This is a genomic window from Paractinoplanes maris, assembly GCF_023544465.1.
In the GTDB taxonomy this organism is placed as follows: domain Bacteria; phylum Actinomycetota; class Actinomycetes; order Mycobacteriales; family Micromonosporaceae; genus Actinoplanes; species Actinoplanes maris.
On record NZ_JALPVL010000006.1, the window covers coordinates 421,091 to 440,195 of the forward strand.

Below are 19,105 nucleotides of genomic sequence, written 5' to 3' on the forward strand. Positions count from 1 at the left end.
AGCGGTCGAGTGAAGTTGGTCAGCCCCGGCCAGACACCGTTCTTGTTCGTGGTGCAGGGCTGTCGCAGACGAGGTGTGCGCTGCGGCTGGGACGTGCCATGACAACACTTCTGGTCGCCGCCACGTCGGTGCGGGTTGGCCCGGCCGGCATGCGCACCCGCTTCGCGGTGACCGCTCCGGGCATCGACAACAGTCGGACAGACGCCCCTCGGGGAACAGGCGTTGCCGGCCAGTCTTGAATCGACTAAGGCGCCGTCATCCCCACGGCAACCGTCTTGGTCGCCGTGGCGTTCGACATCGACGGAGAAATCAGTACGGCGTCGATACCTGAGCCGGCGCAACGGGAGAAGTCCCCGGCGCGGAGGTATCTGGTTCTTCAGTGCCGACCCTTTGGGCGGGGATATCGGCGATCAGGTCGCCGGATGTGTGGCGGGTCGGGGCATCGGGCAGCCGGGCGGAATCAGCGGGCTGGTCCGAAGACGTGTCCTTCTGATCGCCGCCGTAGTTGATGGTGGACGGGGACTCCCACTGGATGTGCGGCGGCTCGGCGATCGCCTGGCCGCCGAACTCGGCCAGCCACGCGGCGACCATGGCCAGATTCTCGCGCCACTGCTGCTCGGGAATGGCCGGAAGGATGTCATCCCACAGAGTCAAGAACGTGCCGCGCAGTTGTAGCCGGCCCTGAGGCCGGGCGAGGAACCACATGTGCAAGTGAGCCGAACCGTCACCCCACCGGTTCACATGAACTCGCGCGACGCCATCGAGGGACCGGATAGCGCGCTCGAGTCGGACTGTCATGACCCCGAGCTCGGCGGCCAGCAGGTTCGGAAGGTCGCCGATATCGAGGTGGGACCGGCATTCGAGGATGACCACCATCGGCAGGCCGGTAGGCCGGTCCATCGCCCGGACCCGCCAACGCTCACTGATCCAGATGTACTCGTCGTCCGGGGTATTGCAGGCGACGCAATCAGCGGCGTCCTCACCGCTGCGAGGAGGCTCGACGTCGACCGGAGCGGCCAGGGGTTTGACCCTCATGTCGCCCTCGAACGGGAACGACGGCCAGCGCGTGAAGTCGGGCAGCGGGGGGTTGTTGTCGGCCACGACGGGAACCTTAGTCGAGGTCGGACCGGCTGTCCTGAGTCAATTTCGCGGCAGTTGCACGGCCCGCTGCGCCGCACCCACAAGGCCTGAACGTAGATCATCGTCACGGTCCGTGGAAACTCGCACACTCCAAAAGTTATCCACAGAAGTTATCCACAGGCTCACCCGTTTCACGTGAAACACGACGTCGCAGGCCTGCACACCCTGTGGATACAGCGGCGAACCGGGTACCCCACATCAACGCCGTTTCACGTGAAACAGTGCCCGCAGGATTATCAACAGCCGTTGCACACAGGCTGTGGATAACTATTCGTCCCGCTGACCCTTACCCCGAACCATCCGAACGGCATCGCACCCCAGCCCGCGCCGTACGCACGCCTCCACGATCGTGACGAAGACCAGGCTCCACGTCCGACAACATCCATCGAACTGCCCCATCGACCGAACGACAGCGAGCCGGTCGTTGGCCACCCACCCATTCGTTGGCGATGACGATCGACAGCTCGACACGTCCTTCAACGCTCTAACACTCAGCTGGTCGACCAACCTCCCGTGCAAGCCACTCGACTACCTCAGCCCGGTCGCTTCACACCGCATCAGTTCGGTCAGGCCACGTCTTCAGAACTAGTGGCTCTATTGGTCAAGTCGCTCCGGTGCAGCGCTCAACGCATCAGTGGACGATCCCCGCGCCGCATGACGTGCGCGGTTGCTCGCCAGAACTACGGTCGATCCGGAACTTCGCAACGGCGGTTTCACAAGCGAACCGCACATGCCGCAGCCAACCTTCCGAGGTGCCGCTGGTACCGACGAAGCGCACTCGGCCGAGCTGGTGCCGCCTAGCGAGAGGATCTGTTCACGCGAGCTAACCCGGCGGTCGCGCGCGGCGGAACTCAAGCAGTGACCCGCTGACGGCTCGCATCTACTTCGCTGACGCCCCGGTCAGGTCGGTTAGACATGACGCAGGCTTTCGAGCCTTGGCGCACTCCCGCGTCATGCCTCGCGAGCCGGCTCCCGTTTTTCAGACCGATGTAACGGTGGTGCTCCGTCGCGGCAGAGCGTCATGTCGGCTGACGCTGAGTCGGTGATCTTTCTAAACTGACGCAGTGGTATTGGCGCCAACGGCGAGGTGTTGCCCTGAGGGCTAGCGACCCGATCCAATGCGTCGCCAGCGTCGTTAGAAACGAGGCCCTCTGCTACACATGCCTCGTCACGTCCAGCGATGCAGCAGCGCTGTCCGGACTTCCGTCAGGTACGACCTCGTAGATGCTGCCGGATCTCTTACAGGTGTAATCGAGGATCCGGCTGTCATGACTCGAACGCCACTAGCGCGCCTTCAGCCTCGTCTGGGTTGGAACTCACTTACCTACACGCTGAGAGTCTTCATCGGAGTCCGTTCGAGGCCACATCTCAACGACCGCCTGACACACCTGAGCACGCGTCATACCGCCCGCAGCTCTAGACGCGGCCACTCGATCCCGACCACCCGTCCAGCCAGCAGCCGTAGCAGACGGCCATTGTCTTTGCCGCCGTCACCGAGGCGGCCCAAGCCTCGATCACGAGCTCGGCCCGACCTCGCCGGGCCAGGGATGATTGCATGGTTGCGTCCGCGACGGTTGTCAGCCCTTTCGGGCCAAGACAAGATGCTTCAGCGCCTCGTCAAATCCGGCTAGCGCCGCGTGCTTCCCAGTACGAACGGTGCAACCGCGATCTCAACCAAGCCACCCGCGCCTCAATTCACACTGCTCCTTATGACAGCTGTGCGGGGCCGTCATGACGACGGTGTATGAACTCGTGGCAACCCGATGGGCAGCCGCCGAACGCGGTTGCGACCGGACTCGCCAAGCCGCCGTCGCCACCGGGTCCGCCGCCGCGCACCGGCCATCGAAAACCACCCTGGATCACCACTGGCTCCACCACTTCTGAATCGCGACTTCGAGATGAGATCGGTCCGCCCCCGATGCCGCCCGGGCCCGGAAGGGGACTCGCCTGCCGTAGGCAGCTGCAAGCCAGCTCGCCAACGTCACACGCCTCTGTGATGCCCAAGTACTCCTGAAGCCGCTCGAATCTCTGTTGCCGTCTGCCGATGAACGCCGAGGCACAGTGAAGGCCAGTTGTAACTTCCCTCCAGGGAGCTGCGGTCGGCAGCTTGCCGGTCGCCGACTCCACAAGTTGAACGTTGGCGGCCTGTCACGGAACTCGCGGCACGAGTATTCCAAGAGCACTGGTTGCGGCCCCGACGACTTATCGAATCCTCAGCACTGCCAGCCCGCGAGCCGATGCCGTGTGATCCTCTGCCACGAAGTCCACTGCGTAAGGCGCGGTCGACACTTCCCGGGTTGGAGCAGGAAGCGTCAGCGTGGAGCCCGGTGGCAAAGCCGAGGCATCTCCGACGCTTTCCGGAAGGCGGTGTTTCACGTGAAACCCGGGGCGGCCTCTGCACATACTCGTCATATCCGCCCGCGAGGAGAGGCGTGGCATAGCCGATGCGAGACGGTCACCATGGTCAGTCTGGCGCCCGCCAACGCAACTAAACTCCCACGCAAATATGGCTGGACGTCGTTTCAGTCGAGGCGGCCGAGTCCGCTTCGTACACGCGATAAGCGCGGCCCGTCCGGAGCGGCGTTCCGCCAATCCCCGAGGGCCGGGCTAGTCAGCGACGGCGAGACAGTATCGGCGCGCACGCGATGGCTCACCCTCCCTTGCAGCTTCTCAAGGGGGCAGAGCAAGCTGTCTCTTGCCACGGCGGTTCACGTGAAACTGACGCACGGGCGTGTCGACGCACGCGATGGCTCACCCTCCCTGTGCAGCTTCTCAAGGAGAGGAGCACGCTGCCCCCCTTGCCAACGGGTTCACGTGAAACTGACGCAGGAGCATGGCTCGAAGTTGCGGTCGCCGGCTAGTGCTGCACCCACGCGTGCGGCAATCGTCGCGTGACCTGGCGGGGCCCCTCGTCCGCAGCCACCTAGTCGGCCGCTCGAACGGCCCATGTATCGCACCTGCTCATGACTCGGACTCTCTGATGAGCGCGAGCGGAGTTCGGCTTACGGAGCTTCGCGCATCGCTCGCCGACTCCGCCTAACGGTGACCACCTTGGTCAACCAACAGCCCTACCTGAAAGGGCGCCAACAGCCGGCCGTCACGGTGGACCAACAGCCAGAGCCTCTGCCTCAAGCCACCTCCTCCCAGTCAGCGACCAGCTGCCAGCGGCACCCTGGCTATGTTCCTGAGCCGCTGCCTTCAGGCCGACGCAACGAGACAGCTTCTCTTGCTATCCAGACCCGCCGCGGGCACCTCCACCACATAGGGCGCCGCAGCGCTGTTTCACGTGAAACGAGTGACCCCCAAGCCCTACAGCCAGCCGTGCTCAACATTGGGTCGCAAGACCAACAGGACACCCGTCGCACCTAACGCGGCACCTCCACCGTGCATCCCAGCGCCGGAATGTTGCACAGACTTGGGAGTCAGCGATTGCCCCGACGTGCGGAGGCGTGTCGTGCCTAATGAGTGAAGGGGTTGAGACGAAGAAACTGACCGTGCCCGAGTGAGATCAAGACACAAGCCCTGAGCGCAGATCCGGAGCAGGGCGCGCCCGGCGCCGACGAGCGCAGACCCACGCAGAACGGAACTGCGGTTGGGCGCCCAGAAGAGGCGGCAAATCGAGTGGAGAACGTGGCGGCGCGAAGTGAGACCGAAAGGGGCAGGCGCTGGACGCCGCTTTCCACAGGTACTTGCATCGTTAAGAGCGCTAGCCGCCCGCATGTCGCTGAGGAGCACACGATCAGGACCACTGGCCGGCTCGTGGCAGCCAAGATCTTGGTGTTCGTATACGTCGGCAATGTCCGACGCCAACGCGATCAGGCTCGCGCCCACTGTTGACGTGGGATCCCGAGAGAGCGGGACGCGTGTCCGAGAGAGCGGTACGAGAAGCCGGCAACCGAGCCACTCAGGGATTCCGGATCACGACTAACCACACCTGAAAAAGCGTCTGTGACATGCCAGAACCAGAACGCAGGCGCAGGACGCAGAACCCGGGATATAGGGCGCTGAGCCCAGGACTAAGACGCGGAACCCAGGCGGCGGAACCTAGACGGCGGAACCCACGAGGCGGATCCCAGAGCGCAGGACCCGATCCCGGAGCCACTACGCAGGACCACCCCAGGACCAGGAACCCAGGACGTGGGATGCGATGCTGCGCTTCATGAGGCGCAGAACCGACAGCGCGGAGCGTGACGCAGCACAACTGGCGCCGGCTTAGGACGCACGATGCGAGACGAAACATCGCCTCGTCTCGCATCGGGTCAGCACGAGGTGCTCACCGACGGGTTAAACAACTCGGCCGCCCATGCGTAGTCTGCAGCGCACGACCGCAGAAGCATGGCGTTTGGCAACTTGACCCGTCGAGACGCTTGGGCTGGGGACGCGGAAACGGTGCGGGTCGTGGGTAGTGGGTCTGTGGCTGCGGTAGCAAGCCGTGGGTCGCTAGCAGAAGGTCGCGGTCGCGCGTCGCTGCCGCAGGCCGCAGGCCGCCGGTCGTTGCCGTGGCTTACTGGCCGCAGGTCGCGGGCCGCCGCCGTTGCCGTTGCCGTTGCCGTTGCCGTTGCTTACTGGCCGCTGGCCGCGGCGCAGGCCGCAGTCGCCGGCCGCGAGCCGCAGGTCGCTGATCGCCCGCCGCCGTCGCTGCCACGAGTCGCCGACCGCTGGCCGCGGGTCGCTGATCGCCCGTCGTCGGTTACTGCCACGGGTCGCCGTCCGGTGGTCGCTGGCCGCGGGTCGCGGGTTGCTGACCGCTGGCCGTGGGCCGCATGCAGCTGATCGCCCGTCGCCGGTCGCTGTCACGGGTCGCTGGCCGCGGTCCGCTGGCCGCGGTTCGCAGTCACCGATCGCCGGTCGCTGCCAGCGGTCCCGGGTCGCGGGCGCAGGTCGCGGGTCGCGGGGCGGTCGCAGGTCGCGGGTCACGGGCCCGGGCGCAGGTCCCAAGTTGCGGGCGCAGGCCGCGGGTCGCGGGTCGCGGGCGGAGGTCGCGGGTCGCGGGTCGGTCGCAGGTCGCGGGTCACGGGCGCGCGCGCAGGTCCCAAGTTGCGGGCGCAAGTCGCGGGTCTCGGGCGCAGGTCGCGGGCGCAGGTCCCGGGATGCGGGCGCAGAGCGCGGGAGACAAGAGGCCAGCGGCATGCGAATTTGCAGCGGAGCGTGGCCCGCGCGACTCGGGAGCACTACGCACACGGTAGGTCGAGACGTGCGAAGGAGAGCACAACAGCGGAACGCGGGACGCACGAGCGAAGAGCGCACAGCGAGAAGTCGCGGGATGCGGGGCCCGCAGCGCGCAAGTCAGAGCTCGGGACTCAGAGCGCATCAGCACGGCGTGGACGTCGCAAAGAGCACGAGGCGTGGATGTGGAACCTAAGGCTTAGGGGACGCCTGGCTGCGGGTGTGTTGGTGCCTACGGGGGGCAGCAGGCTGCAGCGTTAGACATGGAACGTCGGCTCGGTCGGCGCATGAGGGTTGTCTGGTGAAGGACAGGGATCGGAACAGGGCAACCGGGGCTTGAAGTCGCGGTGGGACGTAGCTGGTCGCGTGATACGGATGGTCCACTGGCGTGAGGGTGCTGGAACTCCCGTCGCGCTTCCTTAGGTCCCTAGGTGCGTCAGCGAGTGCGTTTCACGTGAAACACCCCGCGAGCTCGTCGGCCCACGGTAGACGGGGTTCGACTTCGCCGATCGTTGCACTTGCCAGCATGCGGGTAGTGCATCTGTTGAACGGGGAGGTGTTGGCTCTGGTTATCGGCTGAATCCCAGGGAGGGGAAGGAGCCCTCAACGTCCATCAGGCCGGATCGGCCAGGCGCGATGATGGGGCATGCTCTCTCTGGCATGGTCGGCTAAGCGTTAACGCCAGCCAGCGCCGGGCCATCGTTGCGAAGCACATCGCACCCTCAATTGCGGTCGGGACGGGCCGTAGGTTCTTCCGCGTGAGACCCAGGCACACAACGATCGACATTGGGATGCCTGTTGAGCGCACACGACTCGGCACGCTTTGGGACTGGTGCAGGCGGCGGGTTAAGACGACCGAACCTCTGGAGTTCTGTTTCACGTGAAACGGGCCGCCGCTGGCGTCGGCCGGCTGACTGACTGACTGACTGACTGACTGACAAGCGTGAAGCGGCTAACCCGGTGGAGGAAGCAGACTGAGTGTGGAGTTCTGCTGACGTCAAGCAGGGGAGCGGCTATGAACATTGAGCTGGCCCTGCGGGCGAACCAGTCTTCCGGGGATGGCTCCGAAGCGGCTGGCCGTGTCGGCGTAGACCACAAATCAGCCCTCGTTCACTCGCCGAGTGATCCCCTCGTGGAGATTGCGATCGGCGCCGGTGGACACGACGTTCCTTCCGATGTCAGTCGGGGGCAGGTGTCCGGTTTGAAGCGCAGCGGCGGGATAGGCCGGGTCGCGAGTACGTCCTAAGGACGAGGTAGGCCGCAGCCCGTGTACCGGAGGATGAGCGCGTGCCCGGGTGATCGCCGGGTGGATGTGGCGCGTCGAGGGATGGGGTCTCGAGCTCGGATCAAGATGGAGCGTTCCGCCCCTTCCCAAGCAGTTAGCGGCTACGCCAGCCATGCGAAACGTGGCGACCTTAACTTGTCGATCTGCGGCGGGCCCAACGTTGCCGAGGTAGAACGATGTCGACGGCGCACGGGCGAAGACGAGTTGGACCTAAGGGTCAGTGCGTCTTCCTTGTGGCAGTGGCAGCGCGATCAGGTGCTCAACGTTCTGCAGCCGGGAGACTGGTCTGAGGGCCGAACGACTCCATCAAGCCTCCTCCACGGCCAGTCCGGCAACTCTCTCTCCAAGGCCCCAACCCGATGCCATAGAACGACAACGAACGGGTGAAGCAGCCCTCTGGTGCCGCTGTCACTTATCAACACTTCGGCTCGCTCGGCACAGTGGCGTGAGGTTGATGTCGGCTCACAGGCATCGGGCCAGAGGGTAGAAGATCGCGGCGTAGTCGAACCGTTTCTGCGCCTCGACGCTCAACTGATCGCCGGCATCACCGATGCATGCACTGGAGGTGACGCTGCCGTTCCGGCCGTTTTCTGGAACGTCACAGATTGCTGTGCATGACGCCACGCCCGAACGGCGACCGACGACGGAACAAGGCCGCCCGACAGCAAGCGACGGCGGAAGCAATGTAGGAACGTCATACATGAACTAGATCATGACTGCTTCGCCGACGCTCCAGCCTCTTCATGCGATGTCCGCAGACCGTCGGGAGCCGCCTTGCCGACGAGATCACTGGGGCTAGCGTCATATCGGGCAATCCGGGCGTTGATTTTCGTCCTGAGTGGTGATCGGCACGGTTCAGAAATCCCAGGAGAATGGCTCTGACAGAACTGGTTTCTGCCCTTTGCCACGGCGCTTTTGTGATATGACGAGACTCGTCAATGCCATTCCGCGACCCGGCTTGCTCGTATGTGTTGGAGAACGAGAACGGGATGCACGATTACTCGCGCATCCCGATTTCTGAAGTGAGTCCGGCGGAGTTAATCGTCGCTGCCGCCGGCGCCTTCCTCGTCCACACCGATCATGCCTACTATCCGTTCGAGGTCGTCCACCGTGGCGAACTCGATCGTTATCTTGCCCTTGTTGCGGCCGATGTCGACCTTCACCCGGGTGTCGAAGCGGTCCGAGAGCCGTTCGGCCAGATCGTTCAGAGCCGGCGCGTGGACGCGCGGGCGTCGTGCGGGGGCGGCCTTCTTGGCCGGTCCGTCGGCGATCGCGAGTGAGACGAGTTCTTCTGTCGCCCGTACGGAAAGACCCTCCGCGACGATCCGGAGCGCCAGCTTCTCCTGGGCCTCGCCGTCGTCCAGGCCGAGGAGCGCGCGAGCGTGGCCGGCCGAGAGGACACCGGCGGCAACCCGGCGTTGCACGGGCGCCGGCAGGTTGAGCAGACGGATCGTGTTGGAGATCTGTGGGCGACTCCGCCCGATCCGCTTGGCCAGCTCCTCGTGGGTTGCGCCGAACTCCTCGAGCAGCTGCTGATAGGCAGCGGCTTCTTCCAGAGGGTTCAGGTTGGCTCGGTGGATGTTCTCGAGCAGGGCGTCGCGCAGCATCGCGTCGTCGCGTGTCTCGCGGATGATCGCCGGGATCGTCTCGCGTCCGACCGCCTGGGCGGCGCGCCAACGACGCTCACCCATGACCAGCTCGTAGCGACCGTCGCCGATCTCGCGGACGACGATCGGCTGCAGGAAACCGACCTCTTGGATCGAGGTCTTGAGTTCGTCGAGTGCTTCCTCGTCGAAGACGTGACGGGGCTGCTTCGAGTTCGGCTCGATCGCGGTGACGGCGAGCTCAGCAAAGCGGGCACCCGGCACCGGCGCGAGACCATCGATGTCGGCTGGTGCTGGATCAGGCTCGGCCGAGGAAGCAGGCTCGGCGGCGGGAGGCGCAACGGGCTCCACCGATGACGGGGAAACCGCAGCGGCCGGCGGCGGCGAGGCAGGCGGAGGTGAAGCAGGCGCGGGAGCCGGCGCTGACACCGCGGCGGGGGCCTCGACCGGAGCCGGCGCCGTCGGGATCAGAGCGCCGAGGCCACGGCCCAGTCCGCCCCGAGGGCCTTTCTTCATGCCGTGCCTCCCGTGTTGACCCCACGCATCGCGATCTCCAGGGCGGCCTCGAAGTAGCTGGTCGCGCCCCGTGAACCCGGATCGTAGGTCATCACGGACTGCCCATAGCTCGGAGCCTCCGAAACACGCACGTTTCGGGGGATGACGGCGTTGAGGACCTTGGTTCCGAAGTGGTTCCGCACGTCCTGCTCAACCGCGTCGGCCAGCCGCGTACGACGGTCGTACATGGTCAAGAGGATCGTGGAGACGTCCAGCGTCGGGTTCAGGTGCTGCCGGACCAGGTTGATGTTGTTGATCAACTGGTTCAGCCCTTCCAGCGCGTAGTACTCGCACTGGATCGGGATGAGCACTTCCTGCGCGGCGCAGAGCGCGTTGACCGTCAGCAGCCCCAGTGACGGTGGGCAGTCGATGAAGACGTAGTCGAACTGTTCCGGGTGCGCCGCGATGGCTCGAGCCAAGCGGGACTCTCGCGCCACGACCGACACCAGCTCGATCTCAGCGCCCGCCAGGTCGATCGTCGCCGGCACACACCACAAATTCGGGATGCCTTCGACCGCCTGTGCGACCTCGGACAGAGGCACGTTGTCGATCAGGCAGTCGTATACGTCGGGCACGCCTGCGTGGTGCGGCACGTTGAGGCCGGTGGACGCGTTCCCCTGGGGGTCGAGATCGACGACCAGTACGCGGTTACCGTGCAGGGCCAGAGCCACGGCAAGGTTCACGGTGGTAGTGGTCTTGCCGACGCCGCCCTTCTGGTTCGCGACGCAGAGCACCCTCGGGTGGTCCGGACGCGGCATGGTGATCTCGCCGCTCGGGTTGAGGATCTGCACAGCTCGCAACGCTTCCATGGCTAGCGGCGGATCGTCTTCATCCCGCACCGGCGTTTCACGTGAAACGTGCTCGTCCGCGCTCAAAGGAGCCTCGGCGGGAGACGCCGGGCTACTCGGAACGGGCGCGGCAGACACCGGTACGGCAGAGACGGGCACGGGTGAGGGGGTCACGGCCGGCGGCCCTGACCGAGGAGAGGGAGCGGGGCGACGGGACTCGTCGGAGCTCGGCTGCGCCGCCGGACTTCCGTAGATCTGACCGCCCGGAGTGTAGTTGTTGACAGCACGAGGGGCAGGTACACCTTGCTCGCCGGTGTTGGATGCGCCACCGTGAGCGCTCACGCCCGTCCCCGACGCGTGATTGCGGTCGAGAGATGACTCGGTTTCACGTGAAACACCGTACTCATGCACCGTTTTATCCCTGTTGGTGAGGAACGGGTCGGGCGGCGACACGTGCGTTCCGGCGGCAGAAGACCGGTCCACACTATCGACGCTCGGCCAGCCTACGGTGGTCGGGCGAGCCTTGCCATGGCCGACCGCTTGATGATGCGCCTGCATCGTAGACGGTTTTCCGTCAGCCGACGCCTCCAGCACCGTCGCGCTCGACACAACTCCCGCTGCGGTGCCTCCAGCGTCCTCGGCCTCAGCCACCAATTCGGATGTAACGGCACCAAAGTCGCCGGCCGCAGTTGATCCATCCGCTGCGTGCGGCGCTTCTGCTTGGCCGGCGGTGAGACCCATTCCCGTACGCCGGGGGGCTGCGGACAAACGCAAAGCCCCAGCTCCCGAAGCCTCGTCATCGTCTGCTTGAACCACTTTGTCTGGCCCCGGCGAGTCACCTGTTCGTGGGTCCCCAGACGGGACGGCTGTCACCTCGTCGTGAGCGGCGCAAGACACCAGTGAGGGAGGGGTCGAGGACGGGCTGGACGCCGGCGACGGCGGGACGAACGTCATCCCCGTCGCGGTGATGGCGAATGTGCTGCGAGATCCCACCGGGGCCGAAGAGAACGTAATGGTCATGCCGATCGGACCAGTCGAGGCGGGGCTGGCTGCCAAGTCGCCCCGACCGGGTCGTGGGCCAGACGCGTTGCTGGGGTCGCCTGGGGGCAACGCTGCGGGGTGGGGCGTCCCGGCGTGTCCGGCCGACGGGTTTCCCTGGTCGGGGCGCCTTGCCTTCGTGGTTCGTTTCCGCGCGCCCCGCCTGGACATCTATCCCCTCCGCGATCGTCCTCGCCCGGAGTCACGACCGCCGGATCGTCGGCCCGCGTCGCGCCCGGAGCCGGCTGCCCGGGTGGGCGGCTTCGGCCTCGTCTGCACGACGACCTCGATCACTGTCGTGGGCGGGTCGATCAGACCCTCGCCACACAGCCGGATGACCGGTGCGGCACCGCCGAGGGCGGCCACCGCGTCCCGGTGCTCCGCCACCTCGTCGGCCGCCGTGGCGCCCTTGAGCGCCAGCAACCTGCCGCCGACCTTGGCCAGAGGCAGGCACCAACCGGCGAGCCGGTCGAGCGGGGCGACCGCCCGCGCGGTGACGATGTCGGCGCCGGCGGGGGGCCCGTCGACAACATCCTCGGCGCGGCCCCGGACGACCGTGACGGTCGATTCGAGACCCAGAGCGGCCACCGCCTCCGACAGGAACGCGGTGCGTCGTGCCAGCGGCTCGACCAGGGTGATACTCAGATCCGGCCGGGCCACTGCCAGCACGATACCGGGCAAACCGGCGCCAGAGCCTACGTCGACGACGGAAGCCCCGATAGGGATGATCTCGGACACCACGGCACAATTCACCAAGTGCCGATCCCAGATGCGTGGCGCCTCCCGAGGTCCGATGAGTCCCCGCACCACGCCGTCGGTGACAAGCAGCCGGGCATAGTCGACCGCTAGCCCCAGCCGGTTCCCGAAGACCTTCGCCGCCACTGCGGCGATCTCCGCCGGTGGCTCGGCGTTGGCGACATCGCCCTCCCGTCCCGGAGTGGGCGAGCTCGACGACGCACGGATGGCGTCCGAAGACGAAGAACCGGACCGAGGGGCTCCAGCTCCAGCTTCGGCGTCAGGTGCCGCCCGGGTTGACCGCAACCGGGGTGGTGCGGCCGGGGCTGGTGCTTCGGAACCAAGCTGGCCGGACTCGGACCGATCGGATTCGGGTCTCGACGGCTCGGATGAGGCGCCGGAAGACGGTTCCGCTGCCGGCGGCAGGAAAGGGTCGGACAGAAACGCGGGCTCACCAGGAGTTCGGGCAACCGGCGAGTCAGAAAGTGCAAACTCCGGCTGATCCGGTGACGGCGCGATGGTCGTCGGGGGAGACAGAGCCGACGAGGTTGAAGCGGCCGCCGGCGCATTCGATGAAGACGAGCCTGACCTGGCTGCGGTAGCCGTCTGCTCAGCCGACGACGCCGAGGCCGACGAGGATCCGGGGTCCGCCTGCTCACCCGACGACGGTGAGGCTGACAAGGTTCCGGGGTCCGCCTGCTCACCCGACGACGGTGAAGCCGACGACGGTGAAGCCGACGACGGTGAAGCCGACGACGGTGAGGCTGATGAGGGGGAGGCCGATGGCGGGCGGGGCGGGGACGACTTCTGCGGCCGCCCCGGGAAAGCCAACGGACGGCGTACGCCTCGTCCTCGGTTTTTGCCCGGGAAAGACGCCGGCCCGGGCGATTCCTCACCCGGGCCGGCGTCTCCCGCGCCGAAGCGTGGGTCAGTCATCTCAGTCCGCCGCACGCACCACGATGCGCCGGTTGGGCTCGACGCCCTCCGACTCGCTCTGCACGCCGGAGATCGCGTTCACCACGTCGTGCACGCACTTGCGCTCGAAGGCCGACATCGGCTCGAGCCGCACCGGGTCGCCGTGCTCCTTGACCTTCTCGACCGCGTTGCGCGCGACCGCGGCCAGTTCCTTGCGGCGCGAGGCGCGGTAGCCGCCGATGTCGAGCAGCAGCCGCGACGGCGAGCCGGTGGCCCGGAAGATCGCCAGCCGGGTCAGCTCCTGCAGCGCCTCCAGCGTGGCACCGCGCTGGCCGACCAGCGGCTGCAGCCGGCCGCCGACCACCTCGACCATCGGCCGGCCCGCCGAGACGAGCTCGTCGATGTCGCCGTCGTAGTCGAGGATGTCCAGCAGACCCTCGACGTAGTCGGCGGCGATCTCACTCTGGCGGAACAGGTCCCCGTCGGAGGCGACGGTCTCCGACGTCTTGGTCTCCTCGGCCGTCGCGGTCGAGGCTTCAGCCTCGGACGACGCGGAGACCGACGATTCGGGCGTGCTGGTGTCGGTCACGGTCTCATCTCCGTACTCAATCGGGCCGGACCCGCTCGGTCCGCTGTTTCCCGCGGCAGCGTCGGCAATGGCCGGGCCGCGGGGAGGTATAGGCAAGGGGAGCGCCCGGGCATCCGCTGACGGACGCCCGGGCAGCGATCATCCCTTGGGTTTGCTCGCCGGTCGGGCGCCCTTCTTGGGATTCACCGGTTTGGCACCGGGTTTGGGCGCCAGGGCCTTGGTGTCCACGACCGGGGCCGGCGGCTCGGGCTGCGGCTTCTTGCCGAACAGGCCACCGCTGCGGCCGGGCTGGACCGGGCTCTTGGGGGCGGCACCACCGGCGGGCTTCTTGACCGGCGGGCCGGACGGGCGGGCCGGGGCAGCGGCGCCGGGCTTCTTGGCCATCGGCGGCGGCGGGAACTTGCGGAGCACCCACTGCTGCTGACCCAGGGTGAACAGGTTGTTGGTGACCCAGTAGATGATGACGCCGATGGGGAACAGGGCACCCGAGACGAGCAGCGACAGCGGGATGCCGTAGAGCATCAGGCGCTGGATCATCTTCTGCTGCGGGTCCTCGGCCCAGCCGGTCTTGAGGATCATCTGGCGGCTGGTCAGGTAGGTCGTCGACATCATGATCAGCACCAGGATGCCGGCGATGATCTTGACTGTCGTGCCGTTGGCCTGCAGAGCGGTGAGCTCCTCGGCGGTGGAGCCGAATTTGCCGGCGAGCGGCGCGGTGAACAGCGACGCGTGGGTGGCACTCTCGAACTGCTCGACCGTCCAGCCGTACAGGGTCTTGCCCGAGTTGTCGGGGTTGAGCCGCCGGAGGACGTGGAACAGGCCGAGGAAGACGGGGATCTGCAAGAACATCGGAAGGCAGCCCATGAGCGGGTTCGCCTTCTCGACCTTGTAGAGCTCCATCATTTCCTTCTGGAGCGTCTCCCGGTCACCCTTGTGCTTCTCCTGCAGCTCCTTGACCTTGGGCTGCAGCGCCTGCATGGCCCGCTGGCTCTTGATCTGCTTGACGAAGACGGGGAAGAGGATGACCCGGACGGTCACCACCAGGAAGACGATCGCCAGCACCCATGACCAGTTCGATCCGAGGAACCGGCCTTCGGGCACCCCGATGAAGTCCCAGAGGGAATGCCAGCGCAGAAGGATCCACGAAATGGCGTAGTAGATCCAGTCGAGACTCAATTCAGGCTCCAGTCACATCGGCAGGACGGTGACGGATCGGGTCAGGTACCGGGTCGTACCCGCCGGGGTGGAAGGGGTGACAGCGCAGGAGCCGCCAAACCGCAAGACCCGTCCCCTTCACAGCGCCGTGTCGCGCCAGCGCCTCCTGGGCGTATGCGCTGCATGAGGGATAGAACCGACAGCGGGCCGGCAGCACCGGACTCACATAACGACGGTACGCGACCACCATCGCCGTCAGCACACGGGCAAGCAGGCTCATCGCGGCCGCCTCGGTTTGCGCGCCGCCGCGATCGCGGCGGACAGATCGGTGCCCAGAGTCGCGTACATCGCCTCGGCCGCAGCCGGAAGCGCGCGCACGACCAAGGTCGATCCGGCGGGGAGCTCGCCGAGCAGCGGGCGAACCAGGTGCCGCAGACGGCGGCGAACCTTGTTACGAACCACCGCGTTGCCGACGGCTTTGGATACGACGAAGCCGGCGCGCGCCGTGGAGGCTTGCACCGGCTCCTCGAGAAGCAGATGAACGACAACCGTGCCCCGGCCGACGCGACGACCACCGCGAATCGTCGCGGCGAAGTCGGCGCTACGTCGCAGTCGCTGCGCCGCGGCCAGCACGTTTACCTGGGCCCGGGCCCGACAACCGCCGGCTCAGGCCGACAGCTTGTCGCGGCCCTTGGTGCGGCGCGACGCCAGGATGGCCCGCCCGGCCCGGGTGCGCATGCGCAGCCGGAAGCCGTGGGTCTTGGCACGCCGGCGGTTGTTCGGCTGGTAAGTGCGCTTGCTCACGTCAAAACTCCGTCTTCGGACAACATCCAGGGGGGCATCAAAGCTGCAAGACGCCACTTTAGCAGAGCGCGGCGGAGCAACCGCTCGACCCTACGCAGGGCGCACACGCCGGTCAACCATAGCCTGGTCCGGCACGCCGCCGCCCCCCCACCCGGACGGACCGGCACGTCTTTCTACACAGGTAGTGAATCTTTTCCCGCGAGCGGCCCCTCGCCGGGCGACGGCAGAGTTGATGGTTCGGCGAGATCGCTGTTAGCGTGCCCGTTTGCTGGTCAGCAGCAACGCTGTCCGCATACCACGACGGGTCGGCCAGAACCAGACAAGCAGGTGAATCGTTCGCCACGAGGAGCCTGATCGAACCGCGCCGTACCAGGCTCCGGAAGTCTGCCGACCACCCGGCCGGGGAGTGTCCTCCGGGCGTGCACAGGTTGTGGATAACCTGTGGATAGCCGGTGGCGCCAAGCGACTTCAGCACGTTAAATGTGGTGCTGGGTTGGGGGAACCGTCGCGTGCCGCAAGGGCACCGACGGGCAAGGCGGTAGCCGGACAGAGGTCCACCGGGGGTCGGTGGCGATGGGGGTGGCGCGGCGGTGGCCGATCAGGTCGACCTGAGCGGTGTGTGGAAGGCAACGCTGGACGAACTGGCAGACGAGATCTCGTCGCGCCAGCAGCGTGCCTACCTGCAGCTGACTCAGCTCCGCGCCATAGTTGAGGACACTGCGCTCCTCGCTGTCCCCGACGCCTTCACCCGCGACGTCATCGAGTCGCGCCTGCGACCAGCGATCACCGAGGCCTTGAGCCGCCGACTGAACCGTCCGATCCAGGTCGCGGTCACGGTCAAGCCGTCGGAGGACGGTTCCGGTCTGCCCGGCACGGTCTACGGCACCCCGATCGAGCCGCCGGCCGAGCAGGCGATCGAGCCACAGCCCCGCCACTACGCCGAGGCTCCGCGCCAGCCCGAGCCCCCGGCCTACGACGGATATCCGACCGGGTCGGCCCAGCAGCCTTCGTATCCGCGCGGGGTCCCGACGGCCCGCGGCGGCCAGGAGGCTCTCTTCGGCGACCCGATGCCTCCGCAGCAGGCTCCGGCCGGCCACGGCGGCAACCCGGTCCCGCACCCCCCCGACCGAGCCGACGCCAACGACGCGCCCGTGCACCGCATGGCGTCCGACCCGTCGCAGCTGCGTGACAACCAGCGCCGTCCCGACGACCGTTCCTCGATGCACGGCGACCCGCGCGACGACACCCTGCCGATGCGCGGCGACAACGGCCCGGGCCGATCACCGCACGACATGCGCCCGAGCAGCAACCCGCGCGGCACGAACGACGGCAACCGGCTCAACCCGAAATACATGTTCGAGACGTTCGTCATCGGCTCGTCCAACCGCTTCGCGCACGCGGCCGCCGTCGCCGTCGCCGAGTCACCGGCCAAGGCGTACAACCCGCTGTTCATCTACGGCAGCTCCGGGCTGGGCAAGACCCACCTGCTGCACGCGATCGGTCACTACGCGACCACGCTCGGCCATGCCCGAAGTGTTCGCTATGTCTCCACTGAGGAATTCACCAACGACTTCATCAACAGCCTGCGTGACGACAAGACGCAGGCCTTCCAGCGCCGTTACCGCGACGTCGACATCCTGCTGATCGACGACATCCAGTTCCTGGAGAACCGCGAGCGGACGCAGGAGGAGTTCTTCCACACCTTCAACACGCTGCACAACGCCAACAAGCAGATCGTGATCAGCTCCGACCGCTCGCCCCGGCAACTGGCCACATTGGAAGATCGCATGCGCACCCGCTTCGAGTGGGGCCTGCTCGCCGACATCCAGCCGCCCGACCTCGAGACACGTATCGCGATCCTGCAGAAGAAGGCCGCCCAGGAGCGCATGTACGCCCCGGCCGACGTCCTCGAGTTCATCGCGTCGCGCGTCTCCAATTCGATCCGCGAGCTCGAGGGCGCCCTGATCCGGGTCACCGCGTTCGCCAGCCTGACCCGCTCCCAGGTCCAGCTCTCGCTGGCCGAGGAGGTCCTGCGCGACTTCATGCCCGACGGCGCCGGCCCCGAGATCACGGCCGACCAGATCATGGTCTCGACCGCCGACTACTTCGGTGTCTCCCTCGAGGACCTGCGCGGACACTCCCGCTCCCGGGTGCTGGTCAACGCCCGCCAGGTGGCCATGTATCTGTGCCGTGAACTGACTGAGCTCTCCCTCCCGCGCATCGGCCAGGCCTTCGGAGGCCGCGACCACACCACGGTCATGCACGCCGACCGCAAGATCCGCCAGCACATGGCCGAGCGCCGGTCGCTCTACAACCAGATCGCCGAGCTGACCAACCGCATCAAACAAAACACCTGACGGCATCAAACAAAAGACACGACCCCACCTCCAGTACGCGGTCGCGCACTTCTCCACCACACTCGGGGCACTGCCGTCCCCGCACCCGCCGCCCAGAGCCGAAACACCCCCGCGCCGGGCCACCAGCACCCACTGCCGCCGGACCAGCCCGACAACCAGATCGTCGAACAGCGAACCCGGCCACCCACCACCCTCGACGGCGATCAACACCCGGGCCCGCAACCGCCAGATGAACCAGCCCCACCAGCCCACACCCCCACAAACGCGGGTCCGTGACAGCCGGCATCTGCGCAGCCAAACCACCACCGCACCTCAACGAAGCGTCGGCGGCAATCAACAAATCCGACCGTCTCGCTCGTCGAGGCAGCCGTCCCTGCACCGAGCATCGTGGTCCCTTCTGGACCAGTTCACGCCGACACACCTCACAAAACCTGCCCATGCAACTGCGGGGACGCTCCGGACTCCGCTCACGGCGGGCTCAGCCAGGCAAACTCCGAAAGCCGACGCACACCGCCCAAACCGGACGCGCGCCAGCCAAACCCGACGCACGCCCTCCCGAACCAGCGCAGCCCGCCACCGCCGGCTCGGCCTTGGCTCAGCACGGCTCGATCCCCGACGATCGCCGTCGCCTCCACCCGCCGGCTCGGCCCCGGCCCAGCACGACTCGATCCCCGACGATCGCCGTCGCCTCCACCCGCCGGCTCGGCCCCGGCCCAGCACGACTCGATCCCCGACGATCGCCGTCGCCTCCACCCGCCGGCTCGGCCCTGGCCCAGCACGGCTCGATCCCCGACGATCGCCGTCGCCTCCACCTGCCGTCGGCTCGGCCCCGGCCCAGCCCAACTTGATCTCGGCGATCGTCGCCTCCGCCTGCCGGCTGACCGCCGGCCACGCCGGGCGCGTGCGCGAGGAAGAGACCCTCACCAGCTGAGGTGTGGCCCTCAACCGCCCACCGACACCCCCGAGCTGGAACA

Annotated in this window: 11 protein-coding genes; 1 reads left to right on the top strand and 10 read right to left on the bottom strand. The window is 66.9% G+C overall.

The genetic code is table 11. From position 1 onward, the window contains the following. Positions 1-309: 309 nt before the first annotated feature. The 10 genes from NAG42_RS19870 to rpmH all read right to left on the bottom strand — a co-directional run bounded on the left by NAG42_RS19870 (position 310) and on the right by rpmH (position 15,774). Complete coding sequence (locus NAG42_RS19870; protein ID WP_250031875.1) at positions 310-1,101, bottom strand: hypothetical protein; 792 nt, start codon at positions 1,099-1,101, stop codon at positions 310-312. A gap of 6,952 nt (positions 1,102-8,053) precedes the next feature. Next, positions 8,054-8,293, bottom strand: a complete 240-nt coding sequence (locus NAG42_RS19875) for a hypothetical protein (protein ID WP_250031876.1) — start codon at positions 8,291-8,293, stop codon at positions 8,054-8,056. A gap of 335 nt (positions 8,294-8,628) precedes the next feature. After that, on the bottom strand, positions 8,629-9,711 hold the full coding sequence (locus NAG42_RS19880; RefSeq protein ID WP_250031877.1) for a ParB/RepB/Spo0J family partition protein: 1,083 nt from the start codon (positions 9,709-9,711) through the stop codon (positions 8,629-8,631). After that, positions 9,708-10,676 (bottom strand): ParA family protein, encoded by a 969-nt coding sequence (locus NAG42_RS19885; RefSeq protein ID WP_438872425.1) that lies wholly within the window; start codon positions 10,674-10,676, stop codon positions 9,708-9,710. Before NAG42_RS19885 ends, NAG42_RS19880 begins: the two co-directional genes overlap by 4 nt. A gap of 1,071 nt (positions 10,677-11,747) precedes the next feature. Next, the gene (gene rsmG / locus NAG42_RS19890) at positions 11,748-12,458 is read right to left on the bottom strand and encodes a 16S rRNA (guanine(527)-N(7))-methyltransferase RsmG (RefSeq protein ID WP_438872417.1); all 711 of its coding nucleotides are present in this window, start codon (positions 12,456-12,458) and stop codon (positions 11,748-11,750) included. A gap of 790 nt (positions 12,459-13,248) precedes the next feature. Beyond that, complete coding sequence (locus tag NAG42_RS19895; protein WP_250031878.1) at positions 13,249-13,815, bottom strand: Jag family protein; 567 nt, start codon at positions 13,813-13,815, stop codon at positions 13,249-13,251. Between the two features lie 138 nt (positions 13,816-13,953). After that, complete coding sequence (yidC, locus tag NAG42_RS19900; protein ID WP_250031879.1) at positions 13,954-14,991, bottom strand: membrane protein insertase YidC; 1,038 nt, start codon at positions 14,989-14,991, stop codon at positions 13,954-13,956. A gap of 1 nt (position 14,992) precedes the next feature. After that, entirely contained in the window at positions 14,993-15,250 is a 258-nt protein-coding gene (gene yidD / locus NAG42_RS19905; protein ID WP_215795203.1) for a membrane protein insertion efficiency factor YidD, read from the bottom strand. Next, the gene (rnpA, locus tag NAG42_RS19910) at positions 15,247-15,603 is read right to left on the bottom strand and encodes a ribonuclease P protein component (protein ID WP_250031880.1); all 357 of its coding nucleotides are present in this window, start codon (positions 15,601-15,603) and stop codon (positions 15,247-15,249) included. The genes yidD and rnpA overlap by 4 nt, the downstream gene beginning before the upstream one ends. A gap of 33 nt (positions 15,604-15,636) precedes the next feature. Further along, positions 15,637-15,774 carry a 50S ribosomal protein L34 gene (gene rpmH / locus NAG42_RS19915; protein ID WP_221380940.1) on the bottom strand — a complete coding sequence of 46 codons (138 nt, stop codon included), beginning with the start codon at positions 15,772-15,774 and terminating at the stop codon, positions 15,637-15,639. Positions 15,775-16,364: 590 nt separating this feature from the next. On the opposite strand from rpmH, the gene dnaA reads away from it, so the two are divergent. Then, on the top strand, positions 16,365-18,131 hold the full coding sequence (gene dnaA, locus NAG42_RS19920; protein WP_250031881.1) for a chromosomal replication initiator protein DnaA: 1,767 nt from the start codon (positions 16,365-16,367) through the stop codon (positions 18,129-18,131). Positions 18,132-19,105: the final 974 nt, after the last annotated feature.

Bases quoted from the DNA above. Each gene is read 5' to 3' on its own strand.
- NAG42_RS19875 (WP_250031876.1), bottom strand. From the start codon at position 8,293: ATGTATGACGTTCCTACATTGCTTCCGCCGTCGCTTGCTGTCGGGCGG.
- NAG42_RS19880 (WP_250031877.1), bottom strand. From the start codon at position 9,711: ATGAAGAAAGGCCCTCGGGGCGGACTGGGCCGTGGCCTCGGCGCTCTG.
- yidD (WP_215795203.1), bottom strand. From the start codon at position 15,250: ATGAGCCTGCTTGCCCGTGTGCTGACGGCGATGGTGGTCGCGTACCGT.